Here is a 15,189-nt window from a genome sequence, read left to right on the forward strand (position 1 = left end):
CAGAGCCAGAGCCAGAGCCAGAGCCAGAGCCAGAGCCAGAGCCAGAGCCGAAGAATACCGTTTCTGACGCATCGCCCGCGTCTCCTTCTTCCCGCGAGCGGGGAGACGGTGGGGATGAGGGGCGCAGCGCGATGGGCGATCTGGAAGCGCGGGACGCTGCCAGCGTCGGCGGCAAGATCGCAGTCTCCAAGGCCGTTGAGCGTGTGGACGATGCCGCGCCCGCGCCGGAAGCGTCGGAACCGCGCAAGCCATGGTTCCAGCGTCTGCGCGAGGGTCTGTCGCGCTCCTCGCGGGAACTGCGCGATTCCATCGCCGGCGTCTTCACCAAGCGCAAGCTGGACGAAGACACGCTTCAGGATCTGGAAGACGTTCTGTTGCGCGCCGATCTCGGCCTTGAGACAGCCATCCGCGTCACCGATGCGCTGGCCTCCGGGCGCTACGGCAAGGATGTGACGGGCGAGGAAGTACAGTCCGTGATGGCCGAGGAGATCGAGAAGGTTCTGACGCCCGTCGCCATGCCGCTCGAACTGGACCTGACGCACAAGCCGCATGTCATCCTCGTGGTTGGCGTCAATGGCACCGGCAAGACCACCACCATCGGCAAGCTGGCCGCAAAGCTCACCCAGGGCGGACTTTCGGTGACGCTTGGCGCCGGCGACACGTTCCGTGCGGCTGCCATCGAGCAGCTCAAGATCTGGGGCGAACGCACCGGCTCGCCGGTCGTTTCATCCAAGCTCGGCGCGGATGCTGCCGGCCTCGCCTATGATGCCTACGAAAAGGCGAAGGAAGCAGGCTCCGACGTGCTCATTATCGACACGGCCGGCCGCCTGCAGAACAAGGCCGAATTGATGGCGGAACTCGAAAAGATCGTGCGCGTGCTCGGCAAGCACGATCCGGATGCACCGCATACGGTTCTGCAGACGGTCGATGCGACCACCGGACAGAACGCCCTTAATCAGGTCGAAATCTTCCGCAATGTTGCGGGCGTCAACGGTCTGGTCATGACCAAACTCGACGGCACGGCGCGCGGCGGTATCCTCGTTTCCATTGCCGCCAAGCACAAGCTGCCGGTCTATTTCATCGGCGTCGGCGAGCAGGTCGACGATCTGGAACCCTTCTCGGCGAGCGATTTCGCCAGGGCGATTGCAGGAGTTCAATAAGCGTGAGCGAGAAACACATTTTCGAACGCGATCCGGCCGATCCCAAGCGTAAGGAGATCAACCCCATCCTCAAGCTGGCGCTGGAGCTGGGGCCGCTTATGGTGTTCTTCTTCGCCAATTCGCGCGGCGAATGGCTGGCTGGACGCTTTCCCGCGCTGGCGGAGCTCGGTGGTCCGCTTTTCGTGGCCACCGCGCTCTTCATGGCAGCCACGGCAATCGCGCTCACCGTTTCGTGGATTTTAACGCGGACTCTTCCGATCATGCCGCTTGTGTCGGGCGTGGTGGTGTTCGTGTTCGGTGCGCTGACGCTCTATCTGCACAGCGAAATCTTCATCAAGATGAAGCCGACCATCGTCAACACGCTGTTCGGTGTGGTGCTTCTGGGCGGTCTCGCCTTCGGCAAGTCGCTGCTCGGTTATGTGTTCGATTCCGCGTTCAGGCTGGATGCGGAAGGCTGGCGCAAGCTCACGCTGCGCTGGGGTGTGTTCTTTCTGTTCCTTGCCGTGGTCAACGAGGTGGTGTGGCGCATGTTCTCCACCGATGCATGGGTCGCCTTCAAGGTATGGGGCATCATGCCGATCACCATTCTCTTCACGATGAGCCAGATGCCGCTCATCATGAAGCACTCGCTGGAAGAACCCACGAAATAGCGCGGCGGTTCGGGCTCAGACGCCGAAGAAGCCAATCACCCCGCCCATGATCAGCGCGACGCCAAGCCAGTGGCCGGCGTCGATCAGTGTCAGATTCCAGCCAAAACCTTCATAGCGCTGGTTGACGGCCACGGTCGTCGCCATGAAGCCGAGCCAGATGAAGGCGCCGGAGATCACGCCGTTCCAGAGCGTTACCTGGCCCGCGCCCAGATGGCCGATAACGCCGGCCAGAACCCAGGCCATGATAAGTTCGGCCACGAAAGACGTGATGAAGAGCGAAGGCTCCATCTTCGCTTCCTCGGGCTCGATGCGCGCGGCTTTCATCCAGGGCTTGCCGAGCGTGCCGTAATAGACGGAGCCGAAAATGAAGGCCGCCACCGCAGCGGCGAGGATGGCGAGATAGTTGAGACCGGCGAAATCCATCTTGTCCTCCTCGGATGTGCTGGATGATGGATTGAAGCCTCACACCTTCAGACGGTCAAGTGAATTGCCAGACGGTCGTGCGCTTGACCTCGGCATCTTCCAGTGCGCGCGTCACCGGCACGGTATAGGCTGCCAGTTCGGCGAGGCGCGCGCGCGGCAGGTAGCTTCGGCCGGGGTCGCCGACAATCACGGCCGCGCCCGCCTGCGAAAGCTCGCCGAACCATGGCACAAGCGTTTCTGTCATCGCCCGGTCGTAGAACACGTCGCCCGCAAGCACCACGTCCCACTCGCCCTTCGTGTGGATGAGGTCGTTTCGCGCCGTCTCGAACCGAACATCGTTTGCGGCCATGTTCAGCGTGCAGGCCGGGGCACTGAACGGGTCGATGTCCGCCGCCAGCACATTTTTCGCGCCGGCCATCGAGGCGGCAATGGCGACCAGCCCGGAGCCGGCCGCGAAGTCGAGCACGGTCTTTCCGCGCACCGTGTCGGGATGATCGAGAATGTAGCGTGCGAGACCCTGCCCGCCTGCCCATGCAAAGGCCCAGAAGGGCGGCGGCAGACCGATTTCGGCAAGCTCCTCTTCGGTGCGTTGCCAAAGATCGTGCGCCTCATCGGCCAGATGGAGCGCGATTTCCGGCACATGCGGCGGGCGCGTCAGCGCCGTGTTGGCGTGGATGAAGGCTGCCGCATCGTCCGGGGTGATCCGCGTCACGGGAACCTGCTCAGGGAGCCTTGTCGAGGCCGCCCATGCGGCAGATCTCGGCCCACTCGTCAGGCCGTACGGGCTGCACGGAAAGCCTCGAATTGTTGACCAGAATCATCTCCGAGAGTTTCGGATTGGCCTTGATCTCGGCCAGCGTCACCGGCTGGGGAATGTCCTCGACGGCGCGGATATCCACGCATTCCCAGCGCGGGTCATCCGTCGTCGTGTCTGGATGCGCCAGCGCACACACTTCCACGATGCCGACCACGGAGGTTTCCTTGACCGAGTGGTAGAAAAAGCCAAGATCGCCGAGCTTCATCTCGCGCATGTTGTTGCGCGCCTGATAGTTTCGCACGCCGTCCCACTGCTCGCCCTTGTCGCCCTTTTTCTTCTGCATCGCCCACGACCAGGTGGAAGGTTCGGACTTGAACAGCCAATAGGCCATCACGCATTCTCCGGATTGTTGAAGACCCAGTTCCAGGCACGTATTTCAACGGATTCGAACAGGCCCGCAAGAGCATAGGGGTCGGCTGCGGCGATCAGCTCGGCCGCCGCTTCGTCCTCGGCCTCCACCGCCACGAGGCTGCCGCAGGGCTTGCCTTCTGTGTCGAGAAACGGGCCGGCGAATTTCAGCGCGCCGTTCTCGTTCAATCCGTTCAGATACTCCACATGTTCGGGCCGTGTGCTCATCCTTGTGTCGAGATGTCCGGGCTTGTCTCGGCAGATGATGGCGAAGATCATGGTGTTTCCCTCTGTGTCAGGTTTCGCTTTTGAGCGGACGTGAAAGCAGCGCTTCCATGGCGGCCTGCACGGTTAGCCGCCCTTTCAGGAGCTCTGTCACGCTTTCGATGATGGGCGCTTCGAGGCCGCGCTCGCGCACGATGCGCGCGGCGATGCCAGCCGTGTGAGCGCCTTCGGCCAGCGGATGGCCTTCGAGGCTTTCGCCGCGTCCAAGTGCAGCCCCATAGGCGAAATTGCGCGATTGCTCCGAGCCGCAGGTCAGGATCAGGTCGCCGAGTCCCGAAAGCCCCATCAGCGTGTCGGGCCGGGCGCCGAAGGCCTCGCCGATACGCCGCAGTTCCACGAATCCACGGGTGATCAGCGCCGCCGATGCGCTTGCGCCGAGTCCCGCGCCGTGCGTTGCGCCGGCGGCGATGGCCAGAACGTTTTTCAACGCGCCGCCGATCTCCACACCCGTCAGATCATCGGTCGAATAGCAGCGCAGGCGCGGCGCGGAGAGTTGTTCGGCGAGGGTCGATGCAAGGCCGATATCCTTCGCCGCAACCGTGACGGCGGTCGGCAAATTGCCCGCCAGATCGCTGGCGAAGCTCGGGCCGGAGAGGGCGGCCACCGGATTTTCCGGCAGCGCTTCGGCGGCGATTTCGGACATGAACCTGCCTGTCTCGCGCTCGATGCCCTTGGCACAAAGCACGATCGGAACCCCCTTTGGCACATGCGGGCCGACGCCAGCGAGAACCGTGCGCAGGGACTGCGCCGGTGTCACCGCCAGCACGCAGTCGGCACCCTCGAGCGCGCACGTCATGTCGCTTGTCGCCGCGAGGCGGCGATCGAGCGCGATCCCCGGCAGGTAGCGGCTGTTGACGTGTTCGTCGTTGATGGCGCGCGTCAGCGCTTCATCGCGTGCCCAAAGCCTTGCGCGGTGGCCGCTCGTCAGCATGGTTGCGCCGAGGGCTGTGCCCCACGCGCCTGCGCCCAGAACGGCGATGGTCCATGTCTCACTCATGCCTTGGCTCCCCGCTTGCCTGCGCCGAAAAGCGGTGCGGAAGCCTCATCCAGCGGCCATCTCGGACGCGGCGCGAAGCCGAGCGCGTTATCCGGGTCGAGCCCGGCTTCCAGGCGCTCCAGGCCGGCCCAGGCGATCATCGCCGCATTGTCTCCGCACAGCCGGATCGGCGGCGCGACGAGCCGGAAACCGGTCGTCTCGCACAGTGCGTCGAGTGCGGTGCGGATTGCCTGATTGGCCGCGACGCCACCCGCCACCACCAGCGTCGGTGTTTCGATGGCGCAATGCGTTTCGTTGAAACGCGCAAGACTGCGCGCCACCCGGTCGGTCAGCGTTTCCGTCACGGCCTGCTGGAACGAGGCGCAGATATCGGCGATGTCGTCCTCCCCGAGAGGGGCGAGTTCGGAAGCCTCACGCCGCACGGCTGTTTTAAGGCCGGAAAAGGAAAAATCCGGCCGCGCCTCGCCCTTGAGCGGACGCGGAAAGGCAAAGCGCTTCGGGTCGCCGCCCGTTGCCGCCTTTTCAACGCTGGGGCCGCCCGGATAGGGCAGGCCGAGCAGTTTCGCGGTCTTGTCGAAGGCCTCGCCCAATGCATCGTCGATGGTGGAGGCCCAGCGCTGATAGCGCCCGACACCCTCCACATGGACGATCTGCGTATGCCCGCCGGAAACGAGCAACAGCAGATAGGGGAACTGTATTCCATCGGTCAGCCGCGCCGTCAGCGCGTGACCTTCCAGATGGTTGACTGGGATCAACGGTTTCCCAAGCGCCGCCGCGATCGCCTTGGCGGTCGTCAGGCCGACGATCAGTCCCCCGATCAGGCCCGGCCCTGCCGTTGCCGCGATAGCGTCGATTTCGCCGAGCGAAAGGTCGGCCGAATCGAGCGCCGCTGCGATCACACCGTCCAGCGCCTCCACATGGGCGCGGGCGGCGATCTCCGGTACCACACCGCCAAAGGCGGCATGATCGGCGATCTGGCTCAGAACCACATTCGAAAGGATTTCGGCCTTGCCGCCTTCGTTGCTGATGACGGCTGCCGCCGTCTCGTCGCAACTCGTCTCGATGCCAAGGATGCGCGTCATTCAGCCTTACCCGCTTATGTTGCCGTCGCTGCCAATCCCCGTTAGGGGTGTGGTGCATCCGGTTCGGATGCGGGTTAGCACGGACGTGACGGCATGCAAACTGATGTGGTGAAGATCGGCACGCGCGGAAGCGCGCTTGCAATGGCACAGGCGGCAGAAGTGCGCGCGCGTCTGATGGCGGCCCACGGCTTGCCCGAGGAAGCGTTCGAGATCGTCGTGATCTCCACTTCGGGCGACCGCATTCAGGACCGCCCGCTTTCGCAGGCTGGCGGAAAGGGGCTTTTCACCAAGGAAATCGAGGAGGCGCTGCTTGACGGTCGCATCGACGTCGCCGCACATTCCTCCAAGGATATGCCCACCGTCTTGCCCGAGGGGCTTGAAATCTCTGCTTTTCTCGAGCGCGAGGACGTGCGTGACGTCTTCATTGGCCGTTCCGTCGCCAATCTGGAGGATCTGCCACAGGGCGCCAAGCTTGGCACCTCGTCGCTGCGCCGTCAGGCGCTGGTTCTCAGGTTGCGCCCCGATCTCGACGTCGGCATGTTCCGCGGCAATGTGCAGACGCGGCTGCGCAAACTGGAAGAGGGTGTGGCCGAGGGAACGCTTCTGGCGCTTGCCGGACTCAATCGGCTCGGCATGGCCCACATCGCCACCGAGACCATGGATCCCGAACGCTTTCCCCCGGCGCTGGGGCAGGGCGCGATCTGCATCGAAAGCCGCATCGGCGATGCGCGTATCGGTCCCATGATCGCCGCGATCCATCATTCTGAGACGGGCAATGCGCTTTTGTGTGAACGCGCCTTTCTCGGTGCGCTGGACGGCTCCTGCCGGACGCCCATCGCCGGCCTGGCACGCATCGAGGGTGATCGGCTGCGCTTTTCCGGACTGGTGCTGACGCCGGACGGGCGCGAGGCGCATGATATTGCGACCGAAGGCAAGGCGGTGGATGCCATGCGGCTCGGCGCGGAAGCCGGCGCTGCGGTGCGTGAGAAAGCGGGTACGCGGTTTTTCGACAGTTGGCTTTAGAATGCGACGGGTGCTGGTCACGCGCCCCGAACCGGGCGCTTCGGAAACAGCCGCGCGGCTTGCCGAAATGGGGTGTGCGCCGGTGGTTCTGCCGCTGACCGAAACCGTGCCGCTTCATCCCGCCATGGCTACCGGGAAGGTGGATGCGGTGGCCGTCAGCAGCCCCAACGCCATTCGCCACGCCCCACAATCCATTTTCGATGCGTTGAAGGACAAGCCCGTTTATGCCGTCGGTAGCCGGACGGGCGAGGCTGCGCGTGCCGCCGGCCTGAACGTGGTGGACGATACGGCCGGCGACGCGGAGGGGCTTGCGGAGCGTATCGCCGCCGCCCTTTCGGCATCGTGTGATGTGACGGTGCTTTGCGGTCATGTGCGCCGCGATGTGCTTGAGAGACGGCTTCGGGAGGCCGGCCACAGGCCGCGCGTGATCGAGATATACAATACTCTGCCGCTCGAACCTTCCGATGACAAGGTGCAGTCGATCCTCGGCGATCTCCCTGTCGACGACGTGCTGGTCTATTCGGCCAACGGGGCAGACCGCCTAGCGGGCCTCCTGGCGCGGCCGGGCATTGGAACGAAGCTGCGGGCTGCGACATTTTACTGTCTGTCGCAGCGCATTGCCGCCGCTTTGGGACCGGATATCGCGAAAACCGCGAAAATTGCAGATTTTCCTGCGGAAGACCGACTCATGGTTCTGCTAAAGACGTAAGCTCAATCGCGCGCGCCCCTGTTTTCAACACATGCGGGTGTGATAGGAACTTATATGCACTGCACATAGTGCGGGAACAGCCTTTTGCAGCGGAGTTGCCTGATGGTCAAAACGCCGAGAACGCGTCATTCCAAAACCCAGAAGGAGCCGGTGACCATCGATCTGGACCCCGATCAGGTGAAAAGGGAGAGGGTGAACAAGCCCGCCGCGCCCGGTGAAACCGCAAAACAGTCAGCGAAACCGGAAACCAAGAAGCCTGCACAGGCCGAGACCGCCGGGAAGAAGCCGGAAACAGCAAAGCCTGCCGCTTCCACCTCCTCGAACGAGAACAAGGCCTCCGCAGGGCCGACAGAGAAGCCCGCCTCCAAAGATGGTGGCTTCGGACGCGACGGGAAAACCGGGGACGCCGGTGCGCGGAAAGACGATCCGGCAGCGAAATCCACACAGGCGTCGCCGAAGGCCGAGCCGGTGCAACGCGGCGGCGGGGCCGGACGCGCGCTTGCCGGCGGTGTGGTCGGCGGCATCGTGGCCCTGGCCGTCGCCGGTGGCCTGCAATGGGCAGGAATACTGCCCGGTTTCAATGCGACGAGCGATGCGCCCGATCCGGCGATCGATACCTTGCGGCAACAGGTGACCGCGCTGGAAAGCCGGTTGAGCGAACAACCGGAAAACGGTGCGAATGACGAGGCCCTGGACGCCGTTTTGAGTGAAGCGGGCCAGCGTGCGACCGCGACAGAACGGCGTGTTGCCGAACTGGGCGAGGAAATCACGGCTCTGCGCGAAACCATGTCGTCCGGTGAAGCGGGCGAGGGGCCGGGGCTTCAGGCGCTCTCCCAGCGCCTCACCGCGCTTGAAGAACAGACGGCGAATCTTTCCGCTTCCGGCGGTTCGGGTGAAGCGATGGAGGGCGTGACGACGCAGGTTTCCAGCCTTGAGACCAGTGTTCAGGGCGCCGCCGAGGCGGCTCGGGCCGCAAACCAGTCGGCCTCCGACAATGCCGCGATCGTCTCCGCGCTCAGGAACGAACTCGATGCGCTTAAGGCGCAGGTAGAGGACGCAGACGACGCGCCGCGCATGGCGCTCGTCATTGCCGCGACGACGCTGAAATCGGCTGTCGAACGGGGCACCCCCTATGCGAGCGAACTCGAGACCTACACCTCCATTGCCCCGCAAGGCGAGGCCGAGGCGCTTGCGCCGCTTCAGGCGAACGCCGCATCCGGTGTGCCGAGCCGCGCAACTCTTGCCGCCGAAGCGCCCGGGGCGGCCAGTCGGGTCGTTGCCGCCGTGGGCCGTCAAAGCAATGGTGGCGAGGGCGGCATCATCGACAATCTGATGGCCAGCGCCCGTTCGCTCGTGGTGGTGCGCCCGGTTGGCAGCGTCGAGGGTGACGGGCCGGACGCCATCGCAGCGCGGATGGAAGCGGCGGTGGTCGCGAACGATTACGAAAGTGCGCTCGCCGAATACGAATCGCTGCCGGATGCTGGCAAAGAGGCCGCGGCCGATTTCGCCAAGGATCTTCGTGCGCGCCAGGCCGCCGACGAGATATTGAACAAGGCGCTTGCCGATGCGCTGAAGGGAGCATAAGCGCCAGATGTTTCGTATTCTCTTCTACCTCGTCGTTGTTTTTCTGCTCGGTCTGGGCTTTGCCTGGCTGGCAGAACGTCCGGGCGAAATGGTCGTCACGTTTGCGGGCTACCGCTACGAGGTTTCCCTCATGGTCGCGGCGGTCGCCATTGTCGCCGTGGTTGCGGCAGTGATGATCCTCTGGTGGCTGATCCGCAGCATCTGGACGAGCCCCTATGCCGTTGCCCGTTACTTCCGGGTGCGTCGGCGCGATCGCGGCTATCAGGCGCTTTCCACCGGCATGATCGCCGCCGGCGCCGGAGATGGCGGTATGGCGCGCCGCATGAGCCAGCAGGCGGCAAAGCTCATCTCCGCCGACCAGGAGCCGCTGATTCATCTCCTCGACGCTCAGGCGGCGCTTCTGGACGGCGACCGGCAGGCGGCGCGCGACAAATTCACCGCCATGCTCGACGATCCTGAAATGCGTCTTCTCGGCCTGCGTGGGCTTTATCTGGAAGCCGAGCGGCTCGGCGAGCGTGAGGCAGCGCGCCATTATGCGGAGCGCGCCGTGGAAAACGCGCCGCAACTCGAATGGGCCGTGAACGCCGCGCTCGACGCAAAGACCGGCGAAGCGGACTGGGACGGTGCGTTGAAATTGCTCGACAGCCGCAAGGCGAGCGGCAGGGAGGGGCGCGAAAGCGCAGCCAGTCGCCGCGCCGTTCTGCTCACGGCCAAAGCGATCGAGGTGCTCGACGCCGATCCGCAGGCCGCCCGCACCGCTGCCACGGAAGCGCACAAGCTGCGGCCCGATTTCGTGCCGGCGGCTGTCACGGCAGCCAGGGCGCTGTTCCGGCAGAACGAGCTGCGCAAGGGGTCGAAGGTTCTGGAAACGGTATGGAAAAAGGAGCCTCATCCCGAGATCGCCGACATCTATGTTCATGCGCGCCCCGGCGATTCCACGCATGACCGTCTCGCCCGTGCAAAGAAGCTCCAGTCTCTGAAGCGAAATAATGTGGAGTCTGCGCTGATCGTCGGCCGCGCCGCGCTCGACGCCGGCGAATACAAGCTGGCACGTGAATCCTGCGAGGCTGCCGCTCGGCTTGGGCCACGCGAGAGCGTTTATCTGTTGATGGCAGATATCGAGGAGGCAGAGACGGGCGACCAGGGTCGAGTTCGCCAATGGCTCGCCAAGGCGCTGCGCGCGCCGCGCGATCCGGCCTGGGTAGCCGATGGCTATGTGGCCGAGCGCTGGGCGCCGATCTCGCCCGTCACCGGCAAGCTCGATGCTTTCGAGTGGCGCATGCCGATGGAGCGGCTGGCGCAGGTCGTGGAGAGCGAGGAGGATTTCTCGCCCGCCCCCTCGATCCCCGCGCCGAAGGAGGAATCGAAAGAGGCCGAACCGGTCAAAACCGAGGCGGAATCCGTGGTGATCGAAGGCGAAACCGTAAAGTCCGATCCGGCCGACGAGCCGTCCGAACAGACTCCGGAAACGGCAGAACCGGACAAGCCGTCGGCCGCTGAACCTTCCAGGCCGGAGACGCCGGCGCAAGACAAGGCGAAAAGGCCGGAGCCGTCGGCAAAGCCGGGGCCGGTCAACGGGCAGAAGGCGGCGCCTGCCAACAAGGAAGAGCCGGTCAAACCGCCGCTGCCGGACGACCCCGGTGTCGACCCGGACGACAAGGACGGCTCGACGCCCGGCCGCTTCCGCCTATTCTAGGCCAGACACCGTTGCGATTCGCCTTCAGGATCGCTTTCTTTCAACACCTTGACCGCAAGCAGGCTCATGTTCGACAGCATACTGTCTTTTCTCAAAGACCTTCCCGGCAACAGTCGGGAAAGCACCCTCAGGCCCGAGGACGATCCGCGCGTTGCCGCGGCGGCTTTGCTTTTCCATGTGCTCGATGCAGACGGTATTCGCGAGGATTCCGAAGTCGATAAGCTCAAGGAAACCCTGTCTGAGACCTACAATGTCTCGGGCGTGGAGCTGGAAAACCTGCTCAAGGCCGGCGAGAAGGCCGAGCAGGAAGCCGTCGATCTCTATTCTTTCACCAGCGTGTTGAAACGGCATCTCGACGCTGAGGCCCGCAAGACGTTTATCGGTCTCATGTGGGGCATCGTTTTCGCCGATGGCGAAATGCACGAATTGGAAGACAATCTCGTCTGGCGCGTCGCCGAGCTGATCGGCGTCGATAACCGTGACCGGGTGATCCTGCGCCAGGAAATGCGCGAGAGGTATAGCAAGAACTGACCGCCATGGAGACCGACCCCAGCCGCAGCATTCTCATTGTCCTGCACCAGGAAACGTCCAGCGCGGGGCGTGTCGGCCAGGTTCTGCAGGCGAGCGGTTTCTCGCTCGATATCCGCCGACCTCCGCTAGGCCACATTTTGCCGGAAACGCTGGAAAACCACGCCGGTGTCGTCATGTTCGGCGGTCCGATGAGCGCAAACGATCATGACGAATTCGTTCGGCGCGAGACCGATTGGCTTTCCGTTCCGCTGAAGGAGAACAAGCCCTTTCTCGGCATCTGCCTTGGCGCGCAATTGCTGGTCAGGCATCTGGGCGGCCAGGTGAAAAGCCATGATGACGGGCTGGTCGAGATCGGCTGGTATCCGTTGCGCGCCACCGAGGCCGGCCGCAAGCTTATGCATTGGCCCGAAATGGTCTATCAGTTTCACCGCGAGGGCTTCTCGCTGCCGAAGGACGCCACGCTTCTGGCCACGGCCGACCATTATCAAAACCAGGCATTTCGTTATGGTGAGAACGCGTGGGGCGTGCAGTTTCACGCCGAGCTGACCCGCGCCATGATGCAGCGCTGGGTGGTGCGCGGTGCGCATCGTTTCGTCATGCCCGGCGCCCAGCAGGGGCGCGATCACCTCGGCGGGCGGCTTATCTGGGACCGGCATCTCAAGCAATGGCTGGTGGAGTTTCTGGAGCTGATTTTCGGACGCGAACACGCCGGAACGCTTCAGGTTGGCGACGAAGCGAAGGGGCAGCATCCCGTCGGAAAACGCATGGTCGGGCGCAGGGGTGTGGCCTAGGCGGCGGCGTGTGGACTTCGAGGTCGGCAGCCTTTTTGCCGCCATCTCCGATCTCAATGCCTGCGTGACAGTTCCCGCGTGGCCGCTTCCAGCCCGGCGAGCGTCATTGGATACATGCGGCCCGCAAAAACCTCCCGCAGCATCTGGATCGAGTGCGTGTAGCGCCAGTGTTTTTCCGGCACCGGGTTCAGCCACACTGCACTCGGCCATTGCCGGAGCACGCGGTTCAGCCACACATGGCCGGCTTCCTCGTTCCAGTGCTCCACGGAGCCGCCGGGATAGGCAATCTCGTACGGGCTCATCGAGGCATCGCCGACAAAGATCGCCTTGTAGTCCGGACCGTATTTGTGAAGCACATCGAATGTGGGCATCACTTCCGAATAGCGTCGGCTATTGTCCTTCCACACGCCTTCGTAAAGGCAATTGTGAAAGTAGAAATACTCCATGTGCTTGAACTCGGCGCGGGCCGCCGAAAAAAGCTCCTCGACGATACGGATGTGATCGTCCATTGACCCACCGACGTCAAAGAACATCAACAATTTGACCGCGTTGCGCCGTTCAGGCCGGGTCTTCACATCCAGATAGCCATGCTCGGCGGTGGCCTGCACTGTCCCCGGCAGGTCGAACTCCTCCATCGCGCCCTCGCGCACCCAGCGGCGCAGCCGTTTCAGCGCCACCTTGATGTTGCGTGTGCCCAACTCCATCGTATCGTCGAAATTCCTGAACGCACGCTGGTCCCAAACCTTCACGGCACGTCGATGGCGCGATTCGTGCTGGCCGATGCGCACGCCTTCCGGGTTGTAGCCATAGGCGCCGAAGGGCGAGGTGCCGGCGGTGCCGATCCATTTGCTGCCGCCCTGGTGGCGGTCTTTCTGCTCGGCCAGCCGCTCCTTCAGCGTCTCCATCAGCTTTTCGAAACCGCCCATGGCCTCGACCAGCTTCTTTTCTTCTTCGGTAAGGTGTTTTTCTGCCAGTCGGCGCAGCCATTCCTCGGGGATCGCCTGCGGGTCGACGCCGCCGCCGTCCGTCACCGCCGCCACACCCTTGAAAACATGCGAGAACACCTGGTCGAACCGGTCGATGTGCCGCTCATCCTTCACCAGCGCTGCCCGCGCCAGATAATAGAACGCCTCCACGTCATAGGAGACGATTTCCTTCTCCATCCCTTCCAGAAGCGAAAGATATTCGCGCAGCGAAACGGGCACGCGCGCGGCTTTCAGTTCGAGAAAGAAGGGGATGAACATCGCTTCCCTACTTCCGCTGATACTTGATGAACGGCGTCAGTTTCGCGATCCGGTCATAGAGTTTGCGGGCGGTTTCGTTGAAGTCCTGCGTCATCCAGTAGACATTCGCCGCGCCGGCTCGATCCGCCTTTTCGTATACCGCTTCGATCAGTGCTCGGCCGACGCCCTTCCCGCGTATCGCCGGGTCGGCGTAAAGATCCTGCAGATAGCAATTGTTGCCTACGGTCCAGCAGGTGCGGTGGAACATGTAGTGCACCAGACCGACCGGTTTCCCGTCCGTCTCGGCGATCAGACCGTTGGGCTCGTATTCGCCATCTTCGAATAACCGTTTCCATGTGGTCGTATAAACCTCTTCGGGAACGCTGGTCTTGTAGAATTCCAGATAGGCTGTCCAGAGGCGGCGCCACTCCGGCTCGTCGGCCTTGGTAAGTGGGCGAATGGTGATGTCGTTCATGGTGTTCTCCCTCAGGTTTCCGGCACTGTCAGATGGCGGTTGCGTTTCTGACAAGGGCCAGCAAAGCGAAGGTTTTGCGCCTATTGCCGCCGCGCCATGAAGGCGAGTTTTTCGAACAGATGCACGTCCTGCTCGTTCTTCAAGAGTGCGCCATGCAAGCGTGGCAGGGCATTCTTGGTCTCCATGCGCAGATCTTCGGGCCCCACGTCGTCGGCCACCAGAAGTCTGATCCAGTCCAGCGCTTCCGAGGTTGAGGGTTTCTTCTTCAATCCCGGTACGTCGCGGATTTCATAGAACTGGCCGAGTGCCGCAGAAATCAGGTTTTTCTTGATGCCGGGGTAGTGAACCTCCACGATGTCGGCCAGCGTTTCGGCGTCGGGGAAGCGGATATAGTGAAAGAAGCAGCGGCGCAGAAATGCGTCGGGTAGTTCCTTCTCATTGTTCGAGGTGATGATGACGATGGGTCGTTGGATAGCCTTCACCGTCTCGCCGGTTTCGTAGACGAAGAACTCCATCTTATCGAGTTCCTGCAACAGATCGTTGGGAAATTCGATGTCGGCCTTGTCGATTTCGTCGATCAGAAGCACCGTCTTGCGGTCGCTGGCGAAGGCCTCCCACAGCTTGCCGCGCTTGATGTAGTTCTTGATGTCGTTGAAGCGTTCATCGCCGAGCTGGCTGTCGCGCAGACGCGAGACGGCGTCGTATTCGTAAAGCCCTTGCTGCGCGCGCGTTGTGGATTTGACGTGCCATTCGATGAGATCGAGTCCGAGCGCTGCCGCCACCTGTTTGGCGAGCTCCGTCTTGCCGGTGCCGGGTTCGCCCTTCACCAGCAGAGGGCGCTCCAGCGCGATTGCCGCGTTCACGGCCACCATGAGATCCTTGTCGGCGACGTAATCCGCCGTGCCTTCGAAATGCATGCGCACCAGTCCTTCGGGCTTTCGTTCAGGTCGAAACTCGCCCGCGAAACTAAAGCATCGGACCGAAAAGTGGAATCCGGTTTTCGGGCTATTCCGATGCTTCATCATCAGATTAGATCGTCCTCTCTGCGTCCGGATGGACGCACGGCGATCTATGGGGTGAAATTTGCCGGCGCAAGTGCGCGAATGCCTCTGGCGAACCGTGAGGTGGAAGACTATATTGCGGATGCGGTCTGCGCTTCCCGACAGGAATCTTTTTCCCCGGGGCCTTATCGATCCTTAAGGGAGCTGTCCCTGGTCTCGCCCGTGGGCTTGGCCACACGGCGCCCACCTACTTTGTAGGTTCCCGGGATCGTGTATTCCATCGGTCGCCGTGGATCGCCACTCTTTCCCTTCCTCTCGACAGCCTACTTCAGTATCGTGCGGCGATGTCGTGCTTTTCCATGCCTCTCGCGAAATCTCACCCCAACGCAATCGG

Annotated in this window: 17 protein-coding genes and 1 other RNA gene; 9 read left to right on the top strand and 9 right to left on the bottom strand. The window is 63.0% G+C overall.

The features are described from left to right. Positions 1–1,160: signal recognition particle-docking protein FtsY (gene ftsY / locus QZ638_RS06200; protein ID WP_295808119.1), on the top strand; the 1,160-nt coding region annotated here is incomplete at its 5' end. A 2-nt stretch (positions 1,161–1,162) separates the two neighbouring features. Then, positions 1,163–1,810, top strand: a complete 648-nt coding sequence (locus QZ638_RS06205) for a septation protein A (RefSeq protein ID WP_295808121.1) — start codon at positions 1,163–1,165, stop codon at positions 1,808–1,810. 15 nt (positions 1,811–1,825) lie between these two features. Here QZ638_RS06205 and QZ638_RS06210 read toward each other — a convergent pair whose 3' ends face one another. Genes QZ638_RS06210 through tsaD form a run of 6 tightly spaced genes read right to left on the bottom strand, consistent with a single transcriptional unit; the run spans position 1,826 to position 5,762 of the window. After that, positions 1,826–2,233, bottom strand: a complete 408-nt coding sequence (locus QZ638_RS06210) for a DUF1761 domain-containing protein (protein WP_295808122.1) — start codon at positions 2,231–2,233, stop codon at positions 1,826–1,828. A 55-nt stretch (positions 2,234–2,288) separates the two neighbouring features. Next, positions 2,289–2,945, bottom strand: coding sequence for a methyltransferase (locus QZ638_RS06215; RefSeq protein ID WP_295808124.1), 657 nt, complete (start codon positions 2,943–2,945; stop codon positions 2,289–2,291). Positions 2,946–2,955: 10 nt separating this feature from the next. After that, on the bottom strand, positions 2,956–3,381 hold the full coding sequence (locus QZ638_RS06220; protein ID WP_295808125.1) for an EVE domain-containing protein: 426 nt from the start codon (positions 3,379–3,381) through the stop codon (positions 2,956–2,958). Further along, positions 3,381–3,677: a YciI-like protein gene (locus QZ638_RS06225; RefSeq protein ID WP_295808127.1), complete on the bottom strand. Its 297-nt coding sequence runs from the start codon at positions 3,675–3,677 to the stop codon at positions 3,381–3,383. Before QZ638_RS06225 ends, QZ638_RS06220 begins: the two co-directional genes overlap by 1 nt. Before the next feature lie 16 nt (positions 3,678–3,693). Continuing rightward, positions 3,694–4,680, bottom strand: a complete 987-nt coding sequence (locus QZ638_RS06230) for an NAD(P)H-dependent glycerol-3-phosphate dehydrogenase (RefSeq protein ID WP_295808128.1) — start codon at positions 4,678–4,680, stop codon at positions 3,694–3,696. Beyond that, the gene (gene tsaD, locus QZ638_RS06235) at positions 4,677–5,762 is read right to left on the bottom strand and encodes a tRNA (adenosine(37)-N6)-threonylcarbamoyltransferase complex transferase subunit TsaD (RefSeq protein ID WP_295808130.1); all 1,086 of its coding nucleotides are present in this window, start codon (positions 5,760–5,762) and stop codon (positions 4,677–4,679) included. Before tsaD ends, QZ638_RS06230 begins: the two co-directional genes overlap by 4 nt. Before the next feature lie 93 nt (positions 5,763–5,855). Here tsaD and hemC point away from each other — a divergent pair, with 93 nt between their 5' ends. The 6 genes from hemC to QZ638_RS06265 all read left to right on the top strand — a co-directional run bounded on the left by hemC (position 5,856) and on the right by QZ638_RS06265 (position 12,096). Next, on the top strand, positions 5,856–6,785 hold the full coding sequence (gene hemC / locus QZ638_RS06240) for a hydroxymethylbilane synthase (RefSeq protein ID WP_295808132.1): 930 nt from the start codon (positions 5,856–5,858) through the stop codon (positions 6,783–6,785). A 1-nt stretch (position 6,786) separates the two neighbouring features. Continuing rightward, positions 6,787–7,494, top strand: coding sequence for a uroporphyrinogen-III synthase (locus QZ638_RS06245; protein ID WP_295808133.1), 708 nt, complete (start codon positions 6,787–6,789; stop codon positions 7,492–7,494). Positions 7,495–7,596: 102 nt separating this feature from the next. Then, on the top strand, positions 7,597–9,078 hold the full coding sequence (locus QZ638_RS06250; RefSeq protein ID WP_295808134.1) for a phage tail protein: 1,482 nt from the start codon (positions 7,597–7,599) through the stop codon (positions 9,076–9,078). 7 nt (positions 9,079–9,085) lie between these two features. Then, positions 9,086–10,774, top strand: a complete 1,689-nt coding sequence (locus QZ638_RS06255; protein WP_295808136.1) for a heme biosynthesis protein HemY — start codon at positions 9,086–9,088, stop codon at positions 10,772–10,774. 66 nt (positions 10,775–10,840) lie between these two features. Further along, positions 10,841–11,305: a TerB family tellurite resistance protein gene (locus tag QZ638_RS06260; protein ID WP_295808138.1), complete on the top strand. Its 465-nt coding sequence runs from the start codon at positions 10,841–10,843 to the stop codon at positions 11,303–11,305. A gap of 5 nt (positions 11,306–11,310) precedes the next feature. Continuing rightward, entirely contained in the window at positions 11,311–12,096 is a 786-nt protein-coding gene (locus QZ638_RS06265) for a glutamine amidotransferase (RefSeq protein WP_295808140.1), read from the top strand. A 53-nt stretch (positions 12,097–12,149) separates the two neighbouring features. Here the strand turns inward: QZ638_RS06265 and QZ638_RS06270 are convergent, their stop codons facing one another. The 3 genes from QZ638_RS06270 to QZ638_RS06280 form a co-directional block, all read right to left on the bottom strand. Beyond that, positions 12,150–13,340 carry a VWA domain-containing protein gene (locus QZ638_RS06270; RefSeq protein WP_295808141.1) on the bottom strand — a complete coding sequence of 397 codons (1,191 nt, stop codon included), beginning with the start codon at positions 13,338–13,340 and terminating at the stop codon, positions 12,150–12,152. A 7-nt stretch (positions 13,341–13,347) separates the two neighbouring features. Then, positions 13,348–13,794, bottom strand: a complete 447-nt coding sequence (locus tag QZ638_RS06275) for a GNAT family N-acetyltransferase (RefSeq protein ID WP_295808142.1) — start codon at positions 13,792–13,794, stop codon at positions 13,348–13,350. A gap of 80 nt (positions 13,795–13,874) precedes the next feature. Continuing rightward, complete coding sequence (locus tag QZ638_RS06280) at positions 13,875–14,711, bottom strand: MoxR family ATPase (RefSeq protein WP_295808145.1); 837 nt, start codon at positions 14,709–14,711, stop codon at positions 13,875–13,877. Positions 14,712–14,938: 227 nt separating this feature from the next. Between QZ638_RS06280 and ssrS the strand changes: the two genes are divergently transcribed. Beyond that, a non-coding RNA gene (gene ssrS, locus QZ638_RS06285) (6S RNA) lies at positions 14,939–15,095 on the top strand. Positions 15,096–15,189: the final 94 nt, after the last annotated feature.

Source organism: uncultured Nitratireductor sp., assembly GCF_913053745.1.
Taxonomy (GTDB): Bacteria; Pseudomonadota; Alphaproteobacteria; order Rhizobiales; family Rhizobiaceae; genus Nitratireductor.

Coding starts and splice junctions, on each gene's coding strand:
- QZ638_RS06210 (WP_295808122.1), bottom strand. CDS start 2,233: ATGGATTTCGCCGGTCTCAACTATCTCGCCATCCTCGCCGCTGCGGTG.
- QZ638_RS06275 (WP_295808142.1), bottom strand. CDS start 13,794: ATGAACGACATCACCATTCGCCCACTTACCAAGGCCGACGAGCCGGAG.
- QZ638_RS06245 (WP_295808133.1), top strand. CDS start 6,787: ATGCGACGGGTGCTGGTCACGCGCCCCGAACCGGGCGCTTCGGAAACA.
- QZ638_RS06260 (WP_295808138.1), top strand. CDS start 10,841: ATGTTCGACAGCATACTGTCTTTTCTCAAAGACCTTCCCGGCAACAGT.
- QZ638_RS06230 (WP_295808128.1), bottom strand. CDS start 4,680: ATGAGTGAGACATGGACCATCGCCGTTCTGGGCGCAGGCGCGTGGGGC.
- QZ638_RS06225 (WP_295808127.1), bottom strand. CDS start 3,677: ATGATCTTCGCCATCATCTGCCGAGACAAGCCCGGACATCTCGACACA.
- QZ638_RS06250 (WP_295808134.1), top strand. CDS start 7,597: ATGGTCAAAACGCCGAGAACGCGTCATTCCAAAACCCAGAAGGAGCCG.
- QZ638_RS06220 (WP_295808125.1), bottom strand. CDS start 3,381: ATGGCCTATTGGCTGTTCAAGTCCGAACCTTCCACCTGGTCGTGGGCG.
- QZ638_RS06280 (WP_295808145.1), bottom strand. CDS start 14,711: ATGCATTTCGAAGGCACGGCGGATTACGTCGCCGACAAGGATCTCATG.
- QZ638_RS06265 (WP_295808140.1), top strand. CDS start 11,311: ATGGAGACCGACCCCAGCCGCAGCATTCTCATTGTCCTGCACCAGGAA.
- hemC (WP_295808132.1), top strand. CDS start 5,856: ATGCAAACTGATGTGGTGAAGATCGGCACGCGCGGAAGCGCGCTTGCA.
- tsaD (WP_295808130.1), bottom strand. CDS start 5,762: ATGACGCGCATCCTTGGCATCGAGACGAGTTGCGACGAGACGGCGGCA.
- QZ638_RS06255 (WP_295808136.1), top strand. CDS start 9,086: ATGTTTCGTATTCTCTTCTACCTCGTCGTTGTTTTTCTGCTCGGTCTG.
- QZ638_RS06270 (WP_295808141.1), bottom strand. CDS start 13,340: ATGTTCATCCCCTTCTTTCTCGAACTGAAAGCCGCGCGCGTGCCCGTT.